Below are 21,421 nucleotides of genomic sequence, written 5' to 3' on the forward strand. Positions count from 1 at the left end.
CGCCGGCGCATTGCACTATCATTTCCTTCAACTGTCGAGGCTTCACAATGACCCCTGTATCTGTGGTTCGCAGTATCGTCTCTCTATCCCTGCTGGGCGCGGCGTTGCTCGGCATGCCCGCGCTGGCCAGCGCCAGCATCGCCAAGGATTTTCCCCAGAAGCCGATCCGGCTGGTTGTGACCTTCCCGGCTGGCGGGGGAACCGACATCCTGGCCCGCGTGATCGGGGCCGAGGTCGCGCACAGCCTCGGCCAGCCGGTGGTGGTGGACAACCGACCCGGCGCGAGCGGCAATATCGGCGCGGAGTTCGTTGCCAAGAGCGCGTCCGATGGCTATACCTTGCTCGCGGTCAACAGTAGTTTCGCGATCAATCCCGCCGTTTTTCGCAATCTTCCGTTCGATCCGGGCAAGGACTTCAGCGCGGTGATTTCCATGGCCTCGGTGCCGTCCGTGATCGCCGTGCCGGTCGGCTCGAAGATCCAGACGTTCGGCGACCTGCTGAGCGCCGCGCGCTCGGCCCGGCCTCCCAGCTATGCGTCCTGCGGCAACGGCACGCCGCAGCACCTGGCGGGTGAGTTGCTGAAGATCTCCGCCAAGGTCGATATGCTGCACATCCCGTACAAGGGTTGCGCGCCGGCGCTTGCCGATGTGCTGGGAGGGCAGGCCGACATCAGTATCAATACGCTGGCCAATACCGTGCCGTACCTGAAGAGCCATAAGCTGCGCGCGCTGGCCGTGACTTCCCGCAGCCGCTCGCCGCTCTTGCCCGAAGTGCCATCGGTCAGCGAACTGGGCGTCGCCGGCTACGATGTCGATCAGTGGTTCGGCATCCTCGCCCCGGCGAATACGCCGCCGGAGATCGTGCAGAAGCTGAACCAGGCCATCGCCCGCGCCGTCGCCAAGCCGGAGATCAAGGCCAATCTCGCCCAACTCGGCTTTGCCACCGCAAACAGCACCCCCGCCGAGTTCCAGAAGGTCGTCGCCAGCGACATCGAACGCTGGAAGAAGCTCGCCGCGCAGATCGGCCTCCGGGTCGACTGACCCGGCGCAGGCAACCGGTCCGCGCCGGGAGCCAGCCCCAGTTCCATTCCGTAGTCATTCCCCTCCAGTCACGGACGCCGCCGGCCCCGTGTGCCCGCTTGCGCCCAGGCCTGGCACGTGTTCGCACGCGCCGGGCCGGGGGCAGGCGCGGCATGAGGGAGGCAAGCAACACGAACAGAACAATCCATGAGAGCAATGTCAGCGAAAACGGCAACGACCCGCTTCGAATCCGCCACGGAGCGCGCCATGCATGCCCGGCTAGCACGTGCTGCCATCGGCCTGCTTGCGGCCGCCTGTGCGCCTGCCTGGGCGCAATCGAGCCTTGTGCTCTATGGCGTGGCCGATGTCGGCGTGGAGTACCTCAGCCATGCCGACGCCAGCGGGCACGCATTGACGCGCATGGCTTCGGGCAACCTATCCGGGTCGCGCTGGGGCATGCGCGGAACGGAGGATCTGGGCAGCGGAGTCAGTGCGTTGTTCGTGCTCGAGAGTGGCTTCGACATCGACGCAGGCACCTTGGGCCAGGCTGGCCGGCTGTTCGGGCGGCAGGCATTCACCGGCCTTGCCACGCCGTACGGACGACTCACCGCGGGCCACCAGAACAACCTGCTTTACGACATCCTGATCAACTACGACGCCATGGCCATCGCGCCGCGCTACTCCGCGTTCCTGATGGATACCTCGCTTGCCGGCCGCTACGACAATGCGGCCAAGTATGTGGCGAAGTTCGGCGGACTCAGCGCCAGCGCGATGTATTCCTTCGCGCGCGGCACAACGGTGGGAAGCGGCGCGACGGGCACCATCGCCGGCGAGACCCCGGGCGATGCCAGGAGCGACCGCGCTTTCAGCGGCGCGCTGGAATACGACGCCGGCAACGCGGCGGCCGCGCTGATCTACGACCAGCAGCAGGGCACGGCCGGGATCGCCGGCCAGAGCCCCGCCCAGCGGGACCGGCGCATCGCTCTCGCCGCGAACCTCACGCTGGCCAAGGCGAAGCTGTTCGCCGGCTACCGCTGGTTGAGCGGCGACATCGGCGCGACCGCGACGGTGCCCGCGCGGCGCAACAACCTGTTCTGGCTTGGCGCAAGCTATGCCCTCACGCCGGCGCTCACGCTGAGCACCTCCGCCTATGTGACGGACGACCGTCGCTCCGGCCAGGACCCCTGGAGCCTGGTGGGCAACCTCGACTACGCGTTCTCCCGGCGCACCGATGCCTACCTGACGGTGGGTTACGTGAAAAACAAGGACGGCTCGCGGGTGGGGCTCAACGGGCCGCAGACCAGCATCGGGCCAGGCATGAGCCAGTTCGGCGCGGTAGCGGGCATTCGCCACAAGTTCTAGCCGCGAACTCTCCCCCCTCGCGGGTTGCCACGCCACGGATGCCCGGTAGCGATTCATCCGGGCCGTCGAGCAATTCGCGCGGCTTCTGGCTCCCGCGATGGCCGGGTGGCGTTCCCGCCCAGGTGCGGCGATGAGTCAAACCAGCCCGAACCAGCCAAGCGCGGCGCCGGCGGCGAGCAGCCACAGCAGGTGCAGCCGGAAGCGCCAGATGATCAGGGCGGTGAGCACTGTCACGAGCCACAGGCGCCAGTCGCCGGGCGCGTCGGCGTGGACGCTGGCCAGTGTCCACGCCGTCGCGATCAGCAGCGCCACCACGATCGGCGCCATGCCCTGCCGGAACGCCTGCACGCAGCGCAAGCCGCGGTTGCGGTGACCCCATTGGGCGGCGAGGTAGGCCAGGGCAGAACTGGGCAGCAGGATGCCGGACATGGTCAGTGCCACGCCCAGCAGGGCGGTGGGGACGCCGCCAGCGTTCATGCCGATATTCCATCCGAGCAGGGCGATGAACAGCACATTGGGTCCCGGTGCCGCCTGGGCGATCGTCACCGATGCATTGAACTGGGATTCGCTGAGCCAGTGCTGCTGATCTACCAGGTAACGGTGCATGTCGGGCGCCGTGGTGATGGCGCCGCCGATCGACAGCAAGGATAGCGAGAGGTAGTGGTAAAACAGGTTGAGCCAGTCGCCCCATCCCAGCGCCAGCACCGGTACGCCGCTCACGGCTTGAGCTTCCGGTAGCAGAGCAGGCAGGCGGCGGTGCCCAGGCCGGCAAGCACGTAGAAGAGCGGCCAGCGTAGCAGCGCCACGGCGCCGAAGCAGGCGGCGCCCAGCGCGATGGCGAGCGGGCGGCCCAGCGGATTGGCGCGCAATGCGCTCAGCAGCCTGAGCCCGGTGGCCGCGAACAGCCCTGCGGCCACGGCCCCGGTTCCGCGCAATGCGCCGGCCACGCCGGCGTGGTCGGCAAAGCGGGCATGCAGCAACTCGAGCAGGACCACCAGCACCAGCGGCAGCGCCAGCAGGCCTGTGGATGCGGCCAGCGCGCCGGCCAGGCCGAACGAGCGGCCGCCGATCATCAGCGCCATATTGACCACGTTGGGGCCGGGCATGATCTGCGCCACCGCCCAGTCTTCGACGAACTCCTCGCGCGTGAGCCAGCGCTTGCGCTCCACCAGTTCCTGCTGCACCACCGCCAGCACGCCGCCGAACCCTTGCAGGCCCAGCAGCGTGAACGTCACGAACAGGTCGGTGGGAGAGCGGGGCTCGCGGCGGTCGTTGCCGCTTTCCGGATGATTCGCACGCATCGCCGGCATACCTTATTGGGCCTTGATGCCAAGCTGCCTGATGGTCTTGCCCCAGCGCTGCGTGTCGGCCTCGACGATGCCGGCGAACCGCTCGCGCGACATGGCTTCCACCTCGATCCCTTCGCGGCTGAGTTTCGCCACCACCTCAGGGTCGCGCAGGACCTTGCCGACCGCCTCGTGCAGCTTCTGCACCACCGCCGGCGGCGTGCCGGCGGGCGCGAAGAAGCCATACCAGGGCGCGTACTCGAAACCCTTGATGCCCGCTTCCTCCATGGTCGGCAGGTTGGGCAATGCCGGCGAACGCTTCTTGCCCGAGGTGGCGATCGGGCGGACCATGTCGGACGCGATGAAGGGCATCACGGCCGGAATCGTCAGCAGCATGGACTGGATCTGGCCCGAGACGAGTTCGGTCAGCGCGGGGCCGGAACCCTTGTAGGGTACGTGCTGGAGCTTCACGCCGGTCATCATGCCGAGCACCGCCATGGGCAGGTGGCCGGCGCTGCCGATGCCGCCGGAGCCATAGTTGATCGAGCCCGGCCTGGCTTTGGCCAGCGCCAGGAAATCGTCCATGGTCTTGACCGGCAGGGTCTTGGTCACCACCAGGACGTTCGGCGTGGCGCCGATATAGGCCACCGGCAGGATGTCGCGCCTGGTGTCATAGGGGAGATGGCTATAGAGCGAATCGCTGAATACCAGTCCCATGTGGTGGATCATCACGGTATAGCCGTCGGGTGCCGCGCGCGCCAGCATCGCCGTGGCGATGGTGCCGCCCGCGCCTCCGCGGTTGTCGACGACAAAGGGCTGGCCGAGTTCGCGGCCCAGTTTCACCGCCAGCACGCGCGCCACCAGGTCGACGGTACCGCCCGCGGCGAAGGGCGCCAGGATGGTGACCGGCTTGGCCGGCCAGTCGGCCGCGCGGGCCGGCACGGCCGCGGTGGCGGCAACCAGCGACATGCCCGCGCAAAGAACAGAAAACTTCCGAATCGACATGCTTGTCTCCTGGTACCACGTTTGCCGTGGTTTTTTTCTGCTCTGTGCCGCAACTACGCGCGCGCCCGGTCCCGGAGCCTGTCGACCGCACCGGGACGCGAACCGCGAACCGCGAACCTCGAACCTCGAACCTAGAAGGCGAATCGATAGCGTGCCACCTTCTCCTCGTCGAGTTCGACGCCGAGCCCGCGGCCGGCCGGAACGGYGGCCGCGCCACTGCTGATGTCGAGCTTGTGGGTCACGATATCGTCGGAAGTCTTGAGCGGGCCGACGCATTCCAGCCCCTCGAGCACGTCGGCGCTGGTGCATGCCAGCATGATTTCCGCCGCGGTGTTGACGCCCAGCCCGAAGCCGTGCCCGATGACCACCTTCATGCCGGCCGCGCTGGCGGTTTCCAGCATGCGCCTGCAGGTAAGGAAGCCGCCTTGCTTCATCACCTTGAGCTTGACGATATCGGCGCAATTGGCGCGGATCACCGCGATCAGGCTGGCGTGGTCGGTGATCGATTCGTCGGCCATCACGGGGATGCCGATGGCCTGCCTCACCTTTGCCATGCCGGCGAGATCGTCTTCTGCCACCGGCTGTTCCAGCAGTTGCAGGCCGATCGGCTCCAGCAGGCGCCCCAGCGCAATCGCCTCCTCGACGCTGTATCCGGCATTCGCATCGGCACGCAAGGCCATGGAGGGTCCAACCGCTTCGCGCACCGCCGTCAGGCGGTCGCGGTCGGCCTCGATGCCTCCGCCGACCTTGATCTTGGCCGAGCGGAACCCGCGGTCGAACCATTTGCGGGCCTCCGCGGCCGCCTCGTCGGGCGGGACAATGCCAATCCACGCATTGAAGCGCACCGTGTCCACCACGGCGCCGCCCAGATACTGGTGCACCGGGATATCGAGCCGGCGCGCCAGCATGTCGACGCAGGCCATCTCGATCGCCGCCTTGGCGTCGAGGTAGCCGGCGCGTCCGGCGTTCATGCGCTGCATTACCTGGTGCGGATTGCCGGCGTCGGCGCCCTGTACCAGCGGCGCGAGCTGGTCGCGGATCGCCAGCAGCGACTGTTCGATGGTCTCCACCGAATAGCCGGGCGAGGGATCGATATTGCCCAGTCCGATCGAGCCGTCTTCCGCGGTGAGGCGTACCAGTGCGCTTTTCTGCACGGTCTTGGTCACATAGGCATTGCGAAAGCCCGGGCCGACCAGCGGCACGGCCACGCCGAACACCTCGACGCGGCGAATGGGAAGGTGCAAGCCATCCATGTTCACGACTCCAGCGCCATGCCGGCCGCGGCCGGCTCGAAGGCTTCGATGGCAGGGCCCTTGATCTGGGTGCGGTGCATGATGCGGGAGGCATTCGGGTCAAATGCGTCGCGGCGATGCAGCGTGCAGCGGTTGTCCCAGAGGATCAGGTCGTGCAGTTGCCATTCCTGGCGGAAGGTGAATTCGGGCCGGGTGGCGTGCTCCCATAGCGCATCGAGCAGGGCATTGCTTTCGGCGAGGTCCATGCCCGTCACATAGCTATTGCGGCGGCGGCCGAGGAAAAGCGCCGGGCGCCCGGTGTCGGGATGCACGATCACAAGGGGATGGTGCGCCCCGGGCGCTTCGCGCGGATCGGTCACCTCCTTCATGCCCTTGCGCATCATGCCGGCGCTATTGTACGTGGCATCGTGAATGGCGCGGCGGCCCTTGACCAGCGCCTTCATGTCGCCAGGCAGGGTCTCGTAGGCGAGGTACATATTGGACCAGTAGGTGTCGCCACCGCCGGGCGGAATCTCGAGCGCATGCAGCAGCGCGGCGCGCGGCGGCCGCTCGACATAGGTCATGTCGCAATGCCACACCGCTTCGCCGTCGCCCAGGTTGCCGATGGGCATGCCATCGACCTTCACATTGGAGATCACATTGATCTCGGGGAATTCGCTGAGGAAAGGCTTGCCGTAGGGATTGGGGCCCGGCGGATCGAGTTCGCCGAACAGCCGGCTGAAGCCCAGCAACTCCGGATCCGACAGCGCCTGGCCGCGAAAGCGCAGCACGAGGTGCGTGGCCCAGGCCTGGCGAAGCTCGGCCAGGATATCGTCGCCGACCGGCCGGCCGAGGTCGATGCCGCTGACATCAGCGCCGAGGCTTGGCCCGAGCGGCGTAACGGAGATGCGTGTCATGGTGGCTGCCCTTCCGTGGTGAATTGGAGTGCCCCCAATATAGACCTGGTACCCGATAGCGTAAATGATATAGATTGCGCATCAAGTTATACGGATCTAGTATCCCCCACGCCGATGCCGATTCCTGCCCGCGCCATGACTTCACCAGCCAGCAAGCCGTTGCAGCGCCGCCATATCGAAGCCCTCGTCGCTGTCGGCGACAGCCATTCCGTGCATCGCGCCGCGCGTGAGCTCGGCATGCCGCAGCCCGTGCTGTCGCGCCTGCTTGCCGAAGCGGAAAGCCTGCTGGGCGCCCGCCTGTTCGAGCGCTCCAGTCATGGCAGCCTGCCGACCGAGCAGGGCAAGGCGGTGCTGTCCCAGGCGAGATTCGTGCTGCGCGCGATCGAGCGCCTGAACGACGCCACCGCCGAGTCGCTGCGGCGGCCGATTCAGCTCGGCTGCATTCCGCGCGCAATGCATACCCTGATGCCCGGACTGCTCGCCCGGCTCTATCCGGCGGTGCCGGCCGATGCGTCGGCGCAGGCCGCCGGCACGCCTTACCAATTCCGCGTGGTCGAGGGCAGCTCGAAGATGTTGTTCGACCAGATAGCGGCGGGCAGCCTGGATTTCGCCATCCTGCGCAGCATCGCGCGCGACGGCGAGGAGGGCGATGACCTGGTGGTGGAGCGCCTGTACCAGGAGCGCACGGTGATCATCTGCGCGGCCGGCCATCCCACCATTCCGGCGGGCCCGATTGCCCTGTCTCGCCTGGCTGGCCAGGGCTGGGCTTTGCCCGAAGCCGAGACCAGCTCGCGGGCGACCTTCGATGCGTTCTGGAACGAGCACGGCCTGGCCAAGATCAGGCCGGTCATCGAAACGCGTTCCTTCGAGTCAAACCTGGCCCTGGTCGCAGGCACCAGCCTGGTTTCGATCGCGCCGGAATCCGTTGCGCGCAGCCATGTGGCGTTCGGGCTGCTGCGCATCGTCAAGCTGCGGCGGCCCCTTCCGGCGAACCCGGTGATGCTCGCCTTCAACCGCATGGCCAACGACGATCCCTTGCTCAGCGGCTTTCGCCAGATGATTCACCAGACCGCGCGCTCGCGCGAATGATGCCGGCTGGCTGCGGCCCGGCGAGACGTCACCAACCGAAGGGGCGCCGACACGCAGGATCACCGGTTCGCGCGGGGGGCGGTCGGGCGCCGGCTTGCGCAGGATCGCGCCGGCGTGCGCGGTCAAGTCGGCCGCCGTGGCGGCGTGGCGGTGGAGAAAACCGTCTCCGCGGACTTGCCGGGGCGCCAGGCGGCGCCCCGGCCATCAGCTATGCCGTGCGGCTCGCCGCCAGCACCGCCGGCACCGCCATCTGCGCCAGCATGCGCAAGGTGGCGATCTCGCTGCCGGTCCATGCATTGCGCGCGGCGAGGAAATTGAAGGTGCCGACACACTGCCCGTGCTCGCAGACCGGGACATTCACCACGGCGGAGAGGCCCAGCCCGCGGATGACCGCGATGTCGTCGAACACGGCGGCCAGCGCGGTGTCGCCTTCGCCCACGAAGACCTGGCCCTGGTGCAGCACCCGGATGGTCCATGGCGTATCGGCCTTGTATTTGCGGCCGCCGACCGGATAGGCGCCGGTGTCAGAAGACCAGAGCCGCTCGATCTCCGCGCTCGCGCGCCGCCAGGCGTTGATGGTGAGCAGGCCGGGGCCGAGCAGCGCGGCGGTGGCGCTGCCGAGCGCGTCGAAGGCGGCCGCGGGCGCGGGGGCGCGAGCCAGCGCATCGCATAGCGTAGCGAGCAGGTCGGCAGGCAGCGTCACGCAGGCTGCTGCATCGGGGTTGTATCCGTTCACGGTATCACTCTCCCTTGATGCCCAGTTCGCGGATCAGTTTGCCGTAGCGGTCCGCATCGCGATGCAGGATGGTGCCGAACTGCTGCGGCGTGGAGGTGGCGGTTTCCACGCCGATGGCGTTCATCTTCTCCTTCACCTCGGGCATCGACATGATCCGGTTGATTTCCTGGTTCAGGCGCGCCACCAGCGCAGGCGGCATGCCGGCGGGACCGAAGGCGCCGTACCAGACCGACAGCTCATAGCCGGGCACGGTTTCCGCCACGGTCGGCACATTGGGCAGCAGCGGCGAGCGCTTGCTCTCGGTGACGGCGATCAGGCGCAGCTTGCCGGCCTTCACGTGCGGCAGCGTCTGCGTGCCGGCGGAGAACAGCAGCTGGGTCTGCCCGGCCACCGTGTCGACCACCGCCGGCGCGCCGCCCTTGTACGGGACATGCAGCATCTGCACACCGGCCATCTTCTCGAACAGCACCGCGCTCAGGTGGTTGGTGGAGCCGGGGCCGGCGCTGGCATAGGCCAGCTTGCCGGGATTGGCGCGCGCATACGCGATCAGTTCCTTGACGTTGTGCGCCGGCACCGAGGGATGGATCACCATGGTGTTGGTGACGTAGGCCAGCAGGCCCAGCGGCGTGAAGTCCTCCACGCCGCGGAAGGGCATATTGGGCATCAGCGCGGGGTTCATCGCATGCGTGCTCATGGAGCCGACCAGCAGCGTGTAGCCGTCGGGTTTGGCGCGCGCCACCATGGCCGAGCCGATATTGCCCGAGGCGCCCGGCTTGTTGTCCACGATCACCGGCTGGCCCAGCGAGCGCGTCAGGTGCTCGGACAGCACGCGCGCCAGGATATCGGTGGAGCCGCCCGCGGCCCACGGCACGATCAGCGTGATGGGCTTGGCGGGATAGGCATCCGCCGCCGCGGCGCCGGTTGCGGCGCAGAACAGCGAGAAGGTGGCAAGGCCCAGCAGGCAGCGCTTGAGGACGGCTTTCATGTCTTTCTCTCTCCGATGGCGATGCGGGCCGCGCGGGGCGGTCCGCCTTTGATTCGATCTGGTTCGAACTGATTCGATGTGGCTGGTGTGGCTGGTGCAACGGATGCAACTGATGCAGCTGATGCAGTTGATGCAGCCGATGCATCTGGTGTCGCTGGTGCAGTAGTTGTGGCTGTGTTCCGGTGATGCCGTGCGACCGGGAACAACCCCGCTCACCGTCCCACCGCATACCCCTGCATCCCGCGCGCATTGGCGCCGGCGCGCAGGACCRGCCGTCCCTGCGCATCGCGCTCGCGCGTGCAGGCCGACATGCGGCCTTCCGACCAGGGCTCGCCCACCTTCACTTCGTGGCCGCGCGCGCGCAGCTCGGCAATGGTGTCGTCGGGCAGGCGCGACTCCACGCTCAGGCGGTTGAGCACCACCGAGCGCGGCCAGAAGGACCCGGGGAAATGATCGATATGCCAGGCCGGCGAGTCGATGGCTTCCTGCAGGTTCATGCCGTGCACGGCGTGGCGCAGGAAGAAGGCGACCGACCACTGGTCCTGCTGGTCGCCGCCCGGCGTGCCGAACACCATGTAGGGCTCGCCGTCGCGCAGCGCCAGCGAGGGCGACAGCGTGGTGCAGGGGCGCTTGCCGGGCGCCAGCGTGTTGGGCAGGCCCGGCTCGAGCCAGGTCATCTGCAGGCGCGTGTTGAGCGCGAAGCCGAGCGCCGGAATCACCGGGCTCGACGACAGCCAGCCGCCCGACGGCGTGGCCGCGACCATATTGCCGTGGCGGTCGATCACGTCGATATGGCAGGTATCGCCGACGAAGATCTCGCGCTCGGCCCATTCCGTCACGGGTGGCATTGCCGCGAAGGTGGGCTCGCCAACGCCAAAGCGCACGTCGGCGTCGCGCAGCGTGCGCTCGGCCGCGCCGAGATCGGGCAGGCGCGGCGCGGTGCCGTCGACCGTGCCGGGGCGGATGTCGGGCGAGGCCTGCTGGCCGATCAGCCGCGCGCGCGCCGCGAGATAGCCGGCGTCCAGCAGGCCGGGCAGGGGCGCAGCGCCGAAGCGCGGATCGCCATACCACGCCAGGCGGTCGGCCATGGCCAGCTTGGCGGCCTCGGCAATGCGGTGCACGAATTCCGGCGAGGTGGGGGCATGCGCCGCCAGGTCCGCGTGGCGCAGCATGCCAAGTTGCTGCAGGAAGGCCGGGCCCTGGCTCCAGATGCCGCACTTGGCCACCGTGTAGCGGCCGAAATCCAGCGTGGCCGGCGCTTCCACCTCCGGCGTCCAGTCCGCCATGTCGTCAAGGCGCAGCAGGCCCTTGTGACGCTCGCCGGTGGTGTCGCGCACGGCCTGCGTGCGGCAGAACGCGTCGATTTCCCTGGCCACGAAGCCCCGGTACCAGCATGCCATGGCGGCGTCGATCTGCTGCTCGCGCGTGCCGCCGGCGGCCGCCGCCGTCTCCAGGATGCGCGTATAGGTGCGCGCCACGCCGGGCGTGGCATGCAGGCTGCCCGGGCGCGGCACGCGGCCGTCCGGCAGCCATACCTCGGCCGAGCTGTGCCATTCCTGCTGGAACAGCTCGCGCACCGCGAGGATGGCTTGCGAGATGCGCGGCACCAGCGGAAAGCCGTCGCGTGCATAGGCGATGGCCGGCGCCAGTACGTCGGCCAGCGGCCAGGTGCCGTAGTCGCGCAGCATGGTGAGCCAGGCACCGAAGGCGCCGGGCACGGTGGCGGGCAGCAGGCCGATGCCGGGCACCAGGTCCAGTCCCATGGCGCGCAGCGCGGCGGGATCGGCCAGTGCCGGGGCGGGGCCCTGCCCGCAGATCGAGCGCACCGCGCGTTCGCGTTCGCTCCACAGCAGGATGGGCACCTCGCCGCCGGGTCCGTTGAGATGAGGCTCCACCACCTGCAGCACGAAGCCGCCCGCCACGGCCGCATCGAAGGCGTTGCCGCCGCGCTCGAGCACACTCATGGCGGTCTGCGACGCCAGCCAGTGGGTGGACGAGGCGACGCCGAAGGTACCGACGATTTCCGGGCGGGTGGTGAACATGGGGGCTCCGAGACGAGGTGGCGAAGGGGGTGATACCCGGCAAGTATAGAAGTCCCGGATAACCAATTGCAGCCGATTAATTATTGTTGTATGAAAGATTGGTTATATATGGAGGACCCGCCATGCCGACCGCCGCCGACCAGCTCCAGCACAACCTGATCTCGCGCCTGCGCCTCAAGCATCTCGCGCTGCTGCTGGCGCTGGACCGGCAGCGCTCGGTTTCGCGCGTGGCGGCGGAGATGGATCTGTCCCAGCCCGCCGTGACCAAGGCGCTGCGCGAGATCGAGGAGATCTTCATGGTGCCGCTGTTCGTGCGTTCGCGGCGCGGCCTGGAGCCCACCGATACCGGCGCGGCGGTGCTGGCGCACGCGCGGCTGGCGATGGCGGACACCGAGGCGCTGGGGCGCGAGCTGGCCGTGATCGGCGCCGGCCTGCACGGGCGGCTGCGCATTGGCGTGATTCCCTATGTGGCGCCGGTGGTGCTCGACGCGGCCTGCTCGCATGGCCTGCAGCAGCAGCCGCGCGCGGCAGTGCTGGTACGCGAAGGCACCACGGACGAACTGGTGGCGGCGCTGCGCGCGCACGAGCTGGACTGCGTGATCGCGCGCTCCTTCTACGCGCCCGGCGACGATATCGTGCAGGCGCCGCTGTACCGGGAGGAGCCGGCGCTGGTGGTGCCGGTGGCGGCCGCGGCGCGCCTGGCGCGCGGCAAGCTGGACTGGCAGCGCCTGGCTGCGCTGGACTGGATCCTGCCGCCCGGGCACACGCCGATCCGGCGAACCATCAATACGCTGTTCGCGACCGCCGGCGCGGTGCCGCCCACGCCGATGGTGGAGACCTATTCGATCAAGACTATTGCCACGCTGCTGCGCACCCAGCCGCGTGCCATCACCATCGTGCCGCGTGCCGTCGCGGCCGAACTGGCGGCCACCGGCAGCGCTGCGGTGCTGCCGCACAACCTGACCTGGGACCTGCCCGCGGTGGGCGCGATGTGGCTGCGCCGCAGCGGGCAGAGCGAGCCGCTGCTGGCGCTGGTGCGTGCGCTCCAACTGGCCGTCCCGGCAAGGGGATAGGCCGCGGGCCGCGGACGGAAAAACGGCGCCGGGATCAACCGGCGCCGCGTGCGCAGCGGGAGAAGCCTGCGGCGCGCTTCAGGCCTTGGCGCCTTCGGTGAAGACATCGACCTTGCCGCTGCGGGCGCCTTCGGTGTACGGGTCGAAGCTGCGTGCCGGCGCGGCCGAGACGCCGCTGCGGTCCAGGCCGGCGATGCGGGCGCCTTCGGTGAACGGATCGAGCTTGCCGCTGCGGGCGCCATCGGTGAAGGCGTCGTGCGTGCGGAAATCGTAGCCGTACTTGTCGCCGGCTTGGAGATCGCGGGCGGAAGCGGCGTGGGCGTTGCCGGTGGCGGCGAAGGCGGCGAACGACAGCACGAGGGTGGAAGCGAGCTTGAGGGCGAAGGTCTTGGTCATGATGGGCTCCAGTATCTGAAAATTCGTTGAATTTCGTTGATTGTTCGTTTGCATCTGCCAGGACGCTGCCGCAGTGTTTTTGCTTGTTTGCGTGCTGTCCATGTCACGAACTATAGGGGAGTCATCCAGGCCTAAGAGCGCACTTATCAGGATTTATTGTTCAGAATTTTTGAATATGGGTTTTCAGGGGATACGGCATCAACGAGCGGCATCAACGACTGGCATCAACGACTGGCATCAACGGCCGGCATCGTCACGGCCCGCCGCGTCCTTTTCCTTGCCAAGGCGCGGCGGATAGAGCGGGTGCCGCAGCGCCGCGTAGACCAGCACGGCGGTGGCAATGGCGGTGATCCAGTCGATCAGGTCCATCATGGCGTTCCCCGGCGGGCGCCGGCTGCGCGCGGGGCTGGACGGGCCAGGCCGAGCAGCGCGTGGCTGCCGTCCTGCGCGGCGGTCGGCTCTCGCCCCTTGCCCCAGCCAACTGCCGCGCGATAGCTGCCGGCGTGGTGCGGCGGCGCCGCCGCGGTGTGGTCCGCCGGCTGGCATGCATCCGCCAGGGGCGCCACATAGAGCGCATCCTCGGGGCAGTACAGCTCGCACATGAAGCAGGTCTGGCAGTCATGCTGCCGCGCGATCGACGGTACGTTGCCGGGGACGATGGCGAAGACATTGGTGGGGCACACGCGCACGCAGATATTGCAGCCAGTGCAGCGCGCGCTGTTCAGCAGTTCGATCATGCCGCGGCTCTCCACCCGGACTCCGTCCCGCCACCGGGCTCGTCGCGCACGGCTTCGCGCGTGGTCCACACCGCGTCCAGGCCGCCGCTGACCAGGCGATAGCGCTGGCTCGCATCGAGCCCGGGATGATCGGTGCGCCGGTGCATGCCGCGCGTCTCCGTGCGAGCCAGCGCGCTGCGGTACATCCAGCGCGCGGTGGCCAGCATGGCGGTGGCTTCGCGCGTGCGCAGCGCCCGTTCGCCGTCGCGTTGCGGCGCGCGCTGGCCCCACTGATGCCAGAGCGCATCGAGCCGCGTGAGCGAATCGGCCAGGGTCTCGCCGTGGCGGAACCAGTTGCGCGCATAGGGAAAGACCTCGGCCTGCACGGCGGCGACCAGTACCTGCGGATCGGGGCCGGGAGCGGGCCCGGCGGGCAGGACCTGTGCGCCGTCGCCGGCGCCGGCACCGCGCAAGGGTTCGCCCGCAGCCGCGGGCGCGTCTTGCGCGAACGCAGCCGCACCTTGGCCGGCCCACCAGCCGGACGACATTGCCCATGCCGCGTTGTGGCTACCGCCGCCGGTGAAGCCGCCGCAGATCAGTTCGCGCGTGGCGGCGTCGCCGGCGGCGTAGAGGCCGGGCACGCTGGTGGCGCATTGCGCGTCGGCAATGCGCAGGCCACCGGTGCCGCGCACCGTGCCTTCCAGCCTCAGCGTGACCGGGAAGCGCTGGGTAAAGGGATCGATGCCGAGCCGGTCGAACGGCAGGAAGAAGTTCGGCTGCGCGCTGCGCATCCACGCCCGCACCTTGGCGTCGGCGCGGTCGAGCCGTGCGTGCACGGCCTGCGTCTGCAAGGCGCGCGCGATCACGCCGCGCCCATGCGCCGAGCCCGCGCCTTCGAGTTCCTGGCCCTGCGCGTCGTAGAAGGTGGCCCACTGGTAGAACAGCGATTTGGTCACCGAGGAGAAGGCGGGCCCGAGCCCGTACGCGTTGGAGAATTCCATGCCCGACAATTCGGCGCCGGCTTCCACGGCCATCAGGTGGCCTTCGCCGGTCAGCACGTTGCACCCCAGCGCGCGGCTGAGGAACGCGCAGCCACCGGTGGCGATCACCACCGCGCCGGCGTGCACGCGCCATTGCGCGGCCTGCCCCTCGCGTGGCTGCCGGTGCAGGCCGCGCGCGCCGCGCACCCTGCCGCCGGCGTCGACCAGCAGTTCCAGCGCGGGGCTATGGTCCAGGAGGCGGCCGCCCGCCGCCTTGACGCGCTTGCGCATCAGGCGCATGTACTCGGGCCCCTGCAGCGAATTGCGCCGGCTTTGCCCGTTCTCGTCGCGCGGGAAGGGATAGCCCCATTCGGCAAGGCGTTCCAGTCCGGTCCAGGTGCGGTCCAGCACGCGGTCCATCCACGCCGGCTCCGCCAGCTCGCCGCCCAGCGTGTAGCGGCTGGCCCTGGCCGCCGCACGCGCCGCGGGTTCGGGCGCGACATGCCAGATCGCCGTGCCGGCCGCGGCGGTGGCGCCCGATGCGCCGCAGTATCCCTTGTCGGCCAGCACCACGCGCGCGCCGCGTTCGGCCGCGGCAATCGCTGCCCAGGTGCCGGCGGGCCCACCGCCGATCACCAGGACATCGGCTTCGAGCGAATGGATATCGGCGCGCTGTTCGCGCTCTCTGGATGGCATGCGACGGTTCCTCCGGATCGTGGTGTACCGGAGGACAGTAGCCACGGCGCGCCGCGCGCACAACGAAGGATTGGTGAGAACCTTATGCGGTTGTCGCGGGAGGCAGGTCCGCCGCGACGGTCAGTCATCCCGCGTCAACACCTCCAGCAGCTCGATCTCGAACACCAGGTTCGAATTCGGCCTGATATGTTCGCCCACCTGCCGCTCGCCGTAGGCGAGGTGCGCCGGGACGAACAGCCTGCGCCTGCCGCCGGTCTTCATGCCCATCAGCCCGATGTCCCAGCCCTTGATGACGCGGCCGGTGCCGATCACGCACTGGAACGGCTTGCCGCGGTCGTGCGAGGAATCGAACTTGGTGCCGTCTTCGAGGTAGCCGGTGTACTGGGTGGTGATCAGGGCGCCCTTGACCACGGCCTTGCCGGTGCCGGCTTCGATGTCTTCGATCTTCAGTTCGGTGCTCATTGCGTTGTCTTGCCTTGTCTTGCCTTGTCGTGCCCTTTCGATGCGCCGGTGCGTGCGCTATGCGGCGAAGGCCGCTGCCGCGCCCAGCGTGGCGCGGAACGGCGGTTTCCACGAAAGGATGTGTTGCGTCATGAGGGGGCCGATACTACTACGTGTTCTCCGCCGGCTCGGGCGGCAAGCATTGCGAGCGCAACCTCAGGCCGGACCATATGCAGGCCATCTGCATGTGGTTCCTGCCGGACCCTGCGCTCGTACTGCGAAGCGAAGGCACGGCAGTACGCCGCGGCAGGCTACCCGGCGGATACCGGCGGATTGCTCTGGGCGAGCCGGGCGCCCTGCTCGCTCATGCCAGCAGCAATATCGTGCCGCAGCCGACCAATGCCGCCGTCCAGACCTTGTCCAGGTTGATCCAGCCGGTACGCAGGAAGGCCACGCCAACGCGGTCGTACACCAGCAGCGCCACGGTGCCGATGGCTAGCAGCATGGCCAGCGTATGCAGGCCCAGCGCCAGCAGCGCGGGCACCAGCGCGCCGCCCGTGGCGGTGGCGGCGCCGCACAGCGGCAGCATCACCGGCACCAGCATCAGTCCCGCGCCGTGCGCGCCCGCCATCAGGAACGACCACAGTGCCAGCCCGGCCATGCCGGCCTGCATGCCCACGCGCGGGTGCCGGCGGTGCCCGCGCAGCGCGTGCCACGCGGCCCAGCCGACCAGCACCGCGCCGCCGGCGCGCGCCAGCCAGGCCGGGTCCAGCAGGCTGCCCAGGGTCAGCGTGGCGGCCAGTACCAGCGCGACCGCCAGCGCATGGCCGAGCGCGATCGGCAGCAGCGCCAGCAGCACCACCTTGCGGCGCCCGCGATGGAGCCCGAGCGCGACCGCGAACAGCCAGCCCATGGCGGGATTGATGCCGTGGAACAGCCCTAGCGCGGCGACCGCGAGCCACGGCCACCAGAGCGGCCACAGCGCGGCCCATTGCGCGGCGAGATGCGTCTGCGGCGCGATGGCCGCACCGGTGAACATGGCGGCTCCGGGCCGTTATGGATAGCAGTACGAGTCCGACGAGCAGTCGCCGCCCTCCAGCCGCACCTGGTGCGGCCGGTGGCCCGCCGGCCAGCGCAGGAAGAAGCGCGGATCGAACGCGATGCCGCCGTCGGGCGCGGCATCGAGCTTGACCATCCAGCCGTCGATGCCTTCCGGGTAGAACTGCGCATCCACCGCGCCGTACAGCGAGTTGGTGAAATAGACGCGGCGGCCGTCGCGGCTGATCTCCACCATCTGCGGGCCGCCGTTGAGCGCGGCGCCACCGGCGCCCGGATGCGTGGCGCGCGAGACGATGCCGCCGATGCGCACGCGTCCGGTCTGCTTCGGCGCGAACGGGTCGGAGACGTCGTACTGCAGCAGGTCGCCGGTGCCCCAGCACGAGACGTAGAGGAAGCGGTCGTCCATTGACAGGTCGATGTCGCTCACCAGCGGCGGCACCGCCTTGAAGCCCTTGAGGATGGGCGGCAGCAGGTCGGGGTCGGCGGGCTCGGCCGGGATATCGATGATCTTGCGCACGGCCCATTTGTCGCCGTCGCGGTACCAGGTCCAGATCGACGAGGACAGGTCCTTGAGGCTGATCACGCAGTTGACGAAGCCGTAGGCCTTGGTGGGGTTGTGCGCGGGACGCAGCTCGAACACCAGCTGGTACTCCTCGCCAAAATCGATCTCCTGCAGATGCTTGCGCTTGTTGAGATCCCAGAAATGCAGGCGGCGCCCGTAGCGCGAGCCGAGCAGGATCTCGGGCACCAGGCCGTCTTCGATCATGTCCGGCGTGCCCCATTCGCTGGTGACCAGCGTGTCGTAGCCGAGATGCCACCAGCCGTCGTAGGCGAACTGCTGCGGGCCGCGCTCCACTTCCCATTGCCCGAGGGGGTCGAAACTCTGCTGGTCCAGCAGCATGATGCCGCCCGGCCCCTTGCCTTCGCCATTGCCGAGTGCCGTCAGGAAGATGCCGCCGGGGCCACAGTGCACTGTGTGCGGGCGCGAATAGCCGGTGCGCTCGGCCAGTTCGCCCGGCTCGATCACCTTGGCGATGGCGGGCCGCAGCGGATCGGGCCTGGTGTCGATGATGTACACGCGCGAGGAGCGCAGGCCAGGCACCACCAGGTAGCGCCGTTCCATATGCGGGTGCGGCGCGTTCGGGCAGAGGCAGGAGGAACAGGCGTTCCAGCCGAAGTGATGCAGTTCGTCGCCGGCATTCGGCATGGTCACCTGCCCGACGATGGTGGCGTAGGACGGCGAGGCCGGGTCCGTATCCACCACCGCGATGCCGTCGGGCTGGCTGCGCGTGGGATCGAACATCGCCACATAGGCGAGTGATTCGGGCGGCGCCTTCGCTGCGAGGCGGGGCGACGGGTAAAAGCTGGGGTCGGGCTTCCAGGTTGCCATGATGCGCCTCCTTGTGCCTATGCCGTATATCCCCGCCTGGCCCCGCATGCCGCGCGCGTGCGCTTGACCGGCTGGACAGGGGCGGGATTTGAACTATAGGACACATCGGGGCGCAACCCGAACGCGCCGGTCCAAAGCGAAGCGCTGCACCACAAGCTGTGCCATACGCCCGGCGGCAGTTTCGGCCTGCCACACACGGAGGTGCATGCCATCCGCGCGTGCCCGGCAAAGCCGCGACCCGGCAACGCTTGCAGGACCCGTTCGACGGTTTGCGGCCGCGGTAGCCGCGCGCCGCTACGCGACCATGCCACTACGCCACGGTCACGCGGGCCGGTCCGCCGGTGGTCTCGCCGATCACGGCGGCGTGCTGGAAGCCCTCGTCGCGGAAGAGCGCAAGAACGTCGTCCACCGTGGCCGGATCGCACGCGACCAGCAAGCCGCCGCTGGTCTGCGGATCGGTGAGCAGGGCCTTCTGCGCGGCGCCGATCTGCGGCAGCAGTGTCACCTCGCCGCCGTAGCTGGCCCAGTTGCGCCCCGATGCGCCGGTGATCACGCCGTCCGCGGCCAGCGCGGCCACCCCGGGCAGCAGCGGGATCCGCTCCATCGCCAGGCGCGCGCCCACGCCGCTGCCGCGGCAGACTTCCAGCAGATGCCCGAGCAGGCCGAAGCCCGTCACGTCGGTGAGCGCATGCACGCCCGCCATGCCGGCCAGCAGGCGGCCCGGGGTATTGAGTCGCGTGGTGCTGGCGATCAATTCGCGGTAGCCGTGCGCATCCAGTCTTTCCTTCTTGATGGCGGCCGACATGATGCCCACGCCGAGCGGTTTGCCGAGCACAAGCACATCGCCGGGCCGCGCGCCGCAATTGCGCTTGACGTGGTCGGGATGCACCAGGCCCATCACGACCAGGCCGTAGATCGGCTCGACCGCATCGATGGTATGGCCACCCGCAATGGGGATGCCCGCCTGCGCGCAGATCGATTCGCCGCCGGCCAGGATGGTGCCGATGACCTCGGGCGGCAGCTTGTCCACCGGCATGCCGACCAGCGCCAGCGCCATGATCGGCGTGCCGCCCATGGCGTAGACATCCGAGATGGCGTTGGCCGCGGCAATGCGGCCGAAGTCGTAGGGGTCGTCCACCACGGGCATGAAGAAATCCGTGGTGGCGATCAGCGCCTGGGTGTCGTTGAGCTTGTAGACGGCGGCGTCGTCGCTGGTCTCTATGCCCACCATCAGGGCGGGCGGGGCCGGCAAGCCCCGCGCGTTCTTCAGGATCTCGGAGAGAACGGCGGGCGCGATCTTGCAGCCGCACCCGCCGCCGTGGGAAAAGGCCGTCAGCTTGATCGCCGTGCTGGCCGGCCGTTTGGGCATCGTCTCTTGCGTCATGAGTCTCCCTATGCAATCCGTCGTGAAGCGATGCGGTAGCCGAACGCAGCGGGATCGACGCTGTCCAGCGTGCCGGCGACGCTCTCGCCGTTCGGGTACATCAGGAACGGAACCGGGGCCTCCTTGCTGCCAGGCAGCGCCACGTCATGGCCGTGGTTGTAGGCCACCCAGTTCATTTCCCACGCGCCGAACAGCATCGCGCGCGCCGAGCGCACCTTCCAGTGCGTCATCGGCAGCCCGCCGGGCGCCTCCTCGAGCGCGACCTTGCGCACATCGGCGGGGTCTACCGGCACCCAGCCGTAGCCGGCGTTGTAGAACTCGGCCCGGCAATGCTGCGCCTTGGAGATGTCGCCGGCCTTGCCCATGGCCTTGAAGCCGTAGGCGGAGGTGTCCACGCGCACGCCGTAGGCATCGCGCGCCGGTATGCCGGAGGCGCGCGCCAGCGCCACGAACAGGCCGTTGATGTCCGCGCACTTGCCGTTCATGATGCCGCCGGTGCGCAGCATGGCCTGCACGTCGCCCACGCCGCAGCCGCGCACGCTGGCTTCGCGGCAGGTGTGGTCGATCACCCATTCGTAGAGCGCGCGGGCGCGCGTCATGTCGTCCGGCGCGCCGGCCGTGATCTGCAGCGCGGTGGCCTTGACGATGCCGTCGGTGGGCAGCAGCCGCGTGGGCCGGAGGTATTCGCGCAGGGTGGCGGCCGATTCGCGCGGCGCGCGCGCCGAAGGCGGCTGGCCAAGGTCGGTCTTGCGGTCGCGCAGGGCCACCACATTGGTCAGCGTGGCATGCAGCGGCTTGCCCTCGACGGCGTCCGGGCCGGGCCAGCGCAGCGCCAGCATGCGCGCGTCGTAGCCGGGCGCGAGGGTATCCCGGGCCATGGCGCCAGGGGCACTCCAGGTGGTGGACAAGGTTCGCTGGTAGTCATCGATGCGCGCGGCGGTCATCGGCACCCACACGCTGGCCGGCGCCGCGGCCGCGGGCAGCGTGACCTCGGTGGTCACTTCATAGATGCGCCAGCCTTCGGCCGCGGGCAGCGCCTCGGCGCCTTGCGCGCCGGCGCGGGCCAGGCCGGCTGTGCTCGCAAGGACGGGCGCGGCCGCGCCCGCTTTCAGGAAAGAACGACGGTCCATTTGCACTCCTCCCACTCAAAGCCAGGGCAATGCGCGGCAATATGCCTGCCCAATGCATAGTAGGCCGGCGCGGCACAAGCGGGGAGCACAACATGATGCGCACGCATGCTGCGGCACAGCAAATGAAAAGCGGGCGAGGAGTAGGGAGAGGAGTAAGCAGAATAGTAAGAGTAAGCATAGGCCAGCTCGGCCTAAGCCGTGCACGCCGCTGTTTCGGTGGGCGGAGGAGTTCGCCGCTAAATCCGAAGTTCCACCAGCGAATGTCTCTTCCTGGCCCGGCAAGCGACCTCCACCAGTCGTGAGCCGGTCGGCTCTTACCACAAGCGAGCTGAGCGATTCCAGGAGCGGCCCAGCGCCAAATGGATGCGCCAAGGCAACGCAGAACTGCCAACTCCACGCATCGCTAGCGAGCCCCCAAACTTCACGTTCAGGGAGAGCATGCAGATTGTCGATGCTCCTGACGTGATTGTCGAAGGACTGTTC

21 protein-coding genes are annotated in these 21,421 nt (G+C 68.7%); 4 read left to right on the forward strand and 17 right to left on the reverse strand.

Annotation, left to right across the window (positions count from 1 at the left end; all coding sequences use genetic code 11):
- The first annotated feature begins 47 nt into the window (after window positions 1-47).
- Together AC1DO7_RS15520 and AC1DO7_RS15525 are read left to right on the forward strand one after the other, a co-directional pair.
- Window positions 48-1,040 carry a tripartite tricarboxylate transporter substrate binding protein gene (locus AC1DO7_RS15520; RefSeq protein ID WP_441614644.1) on the forward strand — a complete coding sequence of 331 codons (993 nt, stop codon included), beginning with the start codon at window positions 48-50 and terminating at the stop codon, window positions 1,038-1,040.
- Window positions 1,041-1,235: 195 nt separating this feature from the next.
- A complete protein-coding gene (locus AC1DO7_RS15525) occupies window positions 1,236-2,381 on the forward strand; it encodes a porin (protein ID WP_441614642.1) in 1,146 nt (381 codons plus the stop codon).
- 135 nt (window positions 2,382-2,516) lie between these two features.
- On the opposite strand, the gene AC1DO7_RS15530 is transcribed toward AC1DO7_RS15525, so the two are convergent.
- The 5 genes from AC1DO7_RS15530 to AC1DO7_RS15550 all read right to left on the reverse strand — a co-directional run bounded on the left by AC1DO7_RS15530 (window position 2,517) and on the right by AC1DO7_RS15550 (window position 6,821).
- Entirely contained in the window at window positions 2,517-3,101 is a 585-nt protein-coding gene (locus AC1DO7_RS15530) for a chromate transporter (RefSeq protein ID WP_441614640.1), read from the reverse strand.
- A complete protein-coding gene (locus AC1DO7_RS15535) occupies window positions 3,098-3,691 on the reverse strand; it encodes a chromate transporter (RefSeq protein WP_441614638.1) in 594 nt (197 codons plus the stop codon). Before AC1DO7_RS15535 ends, AC1DO7_RS15530 begins: the two co-directional genes overlap by 4 nt.
- Window positions 3,692-3,694: 3 nt before the next feature.
- Window positions 3,695-4,672: a Bug family tripartite tricarboxylate transporter substrate binding protein gene (locus tag AC1DO7_RS15540; RefSeq protein WP_441614636.1), complete on the reverse strand. Its 978-nt coding sequence runs from the start codon at window positions 4,670-4,672 to the stop codon at window positions 3,695-3,697.
- Between the two features lie 131 nt (window positions 4,673-4,803).
- Window positions 4,804-5,925, reverse strand: a complete 1,122-nt coding sequence (locus AC1DO7_RS15545) for a mandelate racemase/muconate lactonizing enzyme family protein (protein WP_477116299.1) — start codon at window positions 5,923-5,925, stop codon at window positions 4,804-4,806.
- A gap of 2 nt (window positions 5,926-5,927) precedes the next feature.
- Window positions 5,928-6,821, reverse strand: coding sequence for a TauD/TfdA dioxygenase family protein (locus tag AC1DO7_RS15550; RefSeq protein WP_441614632.1), 894 nt, complete (start codon window positions 6,819-6,821; stop codon window positions 5,928-5,930).
- Window positions 6,822-6,956: 135 nt separating this feature from the next.
- Here AC1DO7_RS15550 and AC1DO7_RS15555 point away from each other — a divergent pair, with 135 nt between their 5' ends.
- Window positions 6,957-7,910, forward strand: a complete 954-nt coding sequence (locus AC1DO7_RS15555; RefSeq protein ID WP_441614630.1) for a LysR family transcriptional regulator — start codon at window positions 6,957-6,959, stop codon at window positions 7,908-7,910.
- Between the two features lie 208 nt (window positions 7,911-8,118).
- Here AC1DO7_RS15555 and AC1DO7_RS15560 read toward each other — a convergent pair whose 3' ends face one another.
- The 3 genes from AC1DO7_RS15560 to AC1DO7_RS15570 all read right to left on the reverse strand — a co-directional run bounded on the left by AC1DO7_RS15560 (window position 8,119) and on the right by AC1DO7_RS15570 (window position 11,673).
- Entirely contained in the window at window positions 8,119-8,646 is a 528-nt protein-coding gene (locus tag AC1DO7_RS15560; RefSeq protein WP_441614628.1) for a GAF domain-containing protein, read from the reverse strand.
- Window positions 8,647-8,650: 4 nt separating this feature from the next.
- The gene (locus AC1DO7_RS15565) at window positions 8,651-9,631 is read right to left on the reverse strand and encodes a Bug family tripartite tricarboxylate transporter substrate binding protein (protein WP_441614626.1); all 981 of its coding nucleotides are present in this window, start codon (window positions 9,629-9,631) and stop codon (window positions 8,651-8,653) included.
- 212 nt (window positions 9,632-9,843) lie between these two features.
- Window positions 9,844-11,673, reverse strand: coding sequence for a gamma-glutamyltransferase family protein (locus tag AC1DO7_RS15570; protein ID WP_477116300.1), 1,830 nt, complete (start codon window positions 11,671-11,673; stop codon window positions 9,844-9,846).
- A 122-nt stretch (window positions 11,674-11,795) separates the two neighbouring features.
- Between AC1DO7_RS15570 and AC1DO7_RS15575 the strand changes: the two genes are divergently transcribed.
- On the forward strand, window positions 11,796-12,746 hold the full coding sequence (locus AC1DO7_RS15575) for a LysR family transcriptional regulator (protein ID WP_441614622.1): 951 nt from the start codon (window positions 11,796-11,798) through the stop codon (window positions 12,744-12,746).
- A 78-nt stretch (window positions 12,747-12,824) separates the two neighbouring features.
- Here AC1DO7_RS15575 and AC1DO7_RS15580 read toward each other — a convergent pair whose 3' ends face one another.
- The 9 genes from AC1DO7_RS15580 to AC1DO7_RS15620 form a co-directional block, all read right to left on the reverse strand.
- Complete coding sequence (locus AC1DO7_RS15580; protein ID WP_441614620.1) at window positions 12,825-13,142, reverse strand: hypothetical protein; 318 nt, start codon at window positions 13,140-13,142, stop codon at window positions 12,825-12,827.
- A 237-nt stretch (window positions 13,143-13,379) separates the two neighbouring features.
- Window positions 13,380-13,514 (reverse strand): hypothetical protein, encoded by a 135-nt coding sequence (locus tag AC1DO7_RS15585; protein WP_441614618.1) that lies wholly within the window; start codon window positions 13,512-13,514, stop codon window positions 13,380-13,382.
- Window positions 13,511-13,879, reverse strand: coding sequence for a 4Fe-4S binding protein (locus AC1DO7_RS15590; protein WP_441614616.1), 369 nt, complete (start codon window positions 13,877-13,879; stop codon window positions 13,511-13,513). Before AC1DO7_RS15590 ends, AC1DO7_RS15585 begins: the two co-directional genes overlap by 4 nt.
- A complete protein-coding gene (locus AC1DO7_RS15595; protein WP_441614614.1) occupies window positions 13,876-15,534 on the reverse strand; it encodes an FAD-dependent oxidoreductase in 1,659 nt (552 codons plus the stop codon). Before AC1DO7_RS15595 ends, AC1DO7_RS15590 begins: the two co-directional genes overlap by 4 nt.
- Window positions 15,535-15,654: 120 nt before the next feature.
- Complete coding sequence (locus tag AC1DO7_RS15600; protein ID WP_441614612.1) at window positions 15,655-15,996, reverse strand: FKBP-type peptidyl-prolyl cis-trans isomerase; 342 nt, start codon at window positions 15,994-15,996, stop codon at window positions 15,655-15,657.
- Between the two features lie 343 nt (window positions 15,997-16,339).
- Entirely contained in the window at window positions 16,340-17,014 is a 675-nt protein-coding gene (locus AC1DO7_RS15605; RefSeq protein ID WP_441614610.1) for a hypothetical protein, read from the reverse strand.
- 15 nt (window positions 17,015-17,029) lie between these two features.
- Window positions 17,030-18,424, reverse strand: a complete 1,395-nt coding sequence (locus AC1DO7_RS15610; protein ID WP_441614608.1) for a selenium-binding protein SBP56-related protein — start codon at window positions 18,422-18,424, stop codon at window positions 17,030-17,032.
- Window positions 18,425-18,734: 310 nt separating this feature from the next.
- Window positions 18,735-19,808: a selenide, water dikinase SelD gene (gene selD, locus AC1DO7_RS15615; RefSeq protein ID WP_441614606.1), complete on the reverse strand. Its 1,074-nt coding sequence runs from the start codon at window positions 19,806-19,808 to the stop codon at window positions 18,735-18,737.
- Window positions 19,809-19,816: 8 nt separating this feature from the next.
- A complete protein-coding gene (locus AC1DO7_RS15620; RefSeq protein WP_441614604.1) occupies window positions 19,817-20,938 on the reverse strand; it encodes a transglutaminase-like domain-containing protein in 1,122 nt (373 codons plus the stop codon).
- Window positions 20,939-21,421 lie beyond the last annotated feature (483 nt).

Source organism: Cupriavidus sp. 05N40 (genome assembly GCF_056397305.1).

What these genes read in the sequence shown, in the direction of transcription:
- AC1DO7_RS15520 (WP_441614644.1), top strand. Translation starts at nt 48, where the DNA reads ATGACCCCTGTATCTGTGGTTCGCAGTATCGTCTCTCTATCCCTGCTG.
- AC1DO7_RS15525 (WP_441614642.1), top strand. Translation starts at nt 1,236, where the DNA reads ATGTCAGCGAAAACGGCAACGACCCGCTTCGAATCCGCCACGGAGCGC.
- AC1DO7_RS15535 (WP_441614638.1), bottom strand. Translation starts at nt 3,691, where the DNA reads ATGCCGGCGATGCGTGCGAATCATCCGGAAAGCGGCAACGACCGCCGC.
- AC1DO7_RS15540 (WP_441614636.1), bottom strand. Translation starts at nt 4,672, where the DNA reads ATGTCGATTCGGAAGTTTTCTGTTCTTTGCGCGGGCATGTCGCTGGTT.
- AC1DO7_RS15550 (WP_441614632.1), bottom strand. Translation starts at nt 6,821, where the DNA reads ATGACACGCATCTCCGTTACGCCGCTCGGGCCAAGCCTCGGCGCTGAT.
- AC1DO7_RS15555 (WP_441614630.1), top strand. Translation starts at nt 6,957, where the DNA reads ATGACTTCACCAGCCAGCAAGCCGTTGCAGCGCCGCCATATCGAAGCC.
- AC1DO7_RS15565 (WP_441614626.1), bottom strand. Translation starts at nt 9,631, where the DNA reads ATGAAAGCCGTCCTCAAGCGCTGCCTGCTGGGCCTTGCCACCTTCTCG.
- AC1DO7_RS15575 (WP_441614622.1), top strand. Translation starts at nt 11,796, where the DNA reads ATGCCGACCGCCGCCGACCAGCTCCAGCACAACCTGATCTCGCGCCTG.
- AC1DO7_RS15580 (WP_441614620.1), bottom strand. Translation starts at nt 13,142, where the DNA reads ATGACCAAGACCTTCGCCCTCAAGCTCGCTTCCACCCTCGTGCTGTCG.
- AC1DO7_RS15585 (WP_441614618.1), bottom strand. Translation starts at nt 13,514, where the DNA reads ATGATGGACCTGATCGACTGGATCACCGCCATTGCCACCGCCGTGCTG.
- AC1DO7_RS15590 (WP_441614616.1), bottom strand. Translation starts at nt 13,879, where the DNA reads ATGATCGAACTGCTGAACAGCGCGCGCTGCACTGGCTGCAATATCTGC.
- AC1DO7_RS15595 (WP_441614614.1), bottom strand. Translation starts at nt 15,534, where the DNA reads ATGCCATCCAGAGAGCGCGAACAGCGCGCCGATATCCATTCGCTCGAA.
- AC1DO7_RS15600 (WP_441614612.1), bottom strand. Translation starts at nt 15,996, where the DNA reads ATGAGCACCGAACTGAAGATCGAAGACATCGAAGCCGGCACCGGCAAG.
- AC1DO7_RS15605 (WP_441614610.1), bottom strand. Translation starts at nt 17,014, where the DNA reads ATGTTCACCGGTGCGGCCATCGCGCCGCAGACGCATCTCGCCGCGCAA.
- AC1DO7_RS15610 (WP_441614608.1), bottom strand. Translation starts at nt 18,424, where the DNA reads ATGGCAACCTGGAAGCCCGACCCCAGCTTTTACCCGTCGCCCCGCCTC.
- selD (WP_441614606.1), bottom strand. Translation starts at nt 19,808, where the DNA reads ATGACGCAAGAGACGATGCCCAAACGGCCGGCCAGCACGGCGATCAAG.
- AC1DO7_RS15620 (WP_441614604.1), bottom strand. Translation starts at nt 20,938, where the DNA reads ATGGACCGTCGTTCTTTCCTGAAAGCGGGCGCGGCCGCGCCCGTCCTT.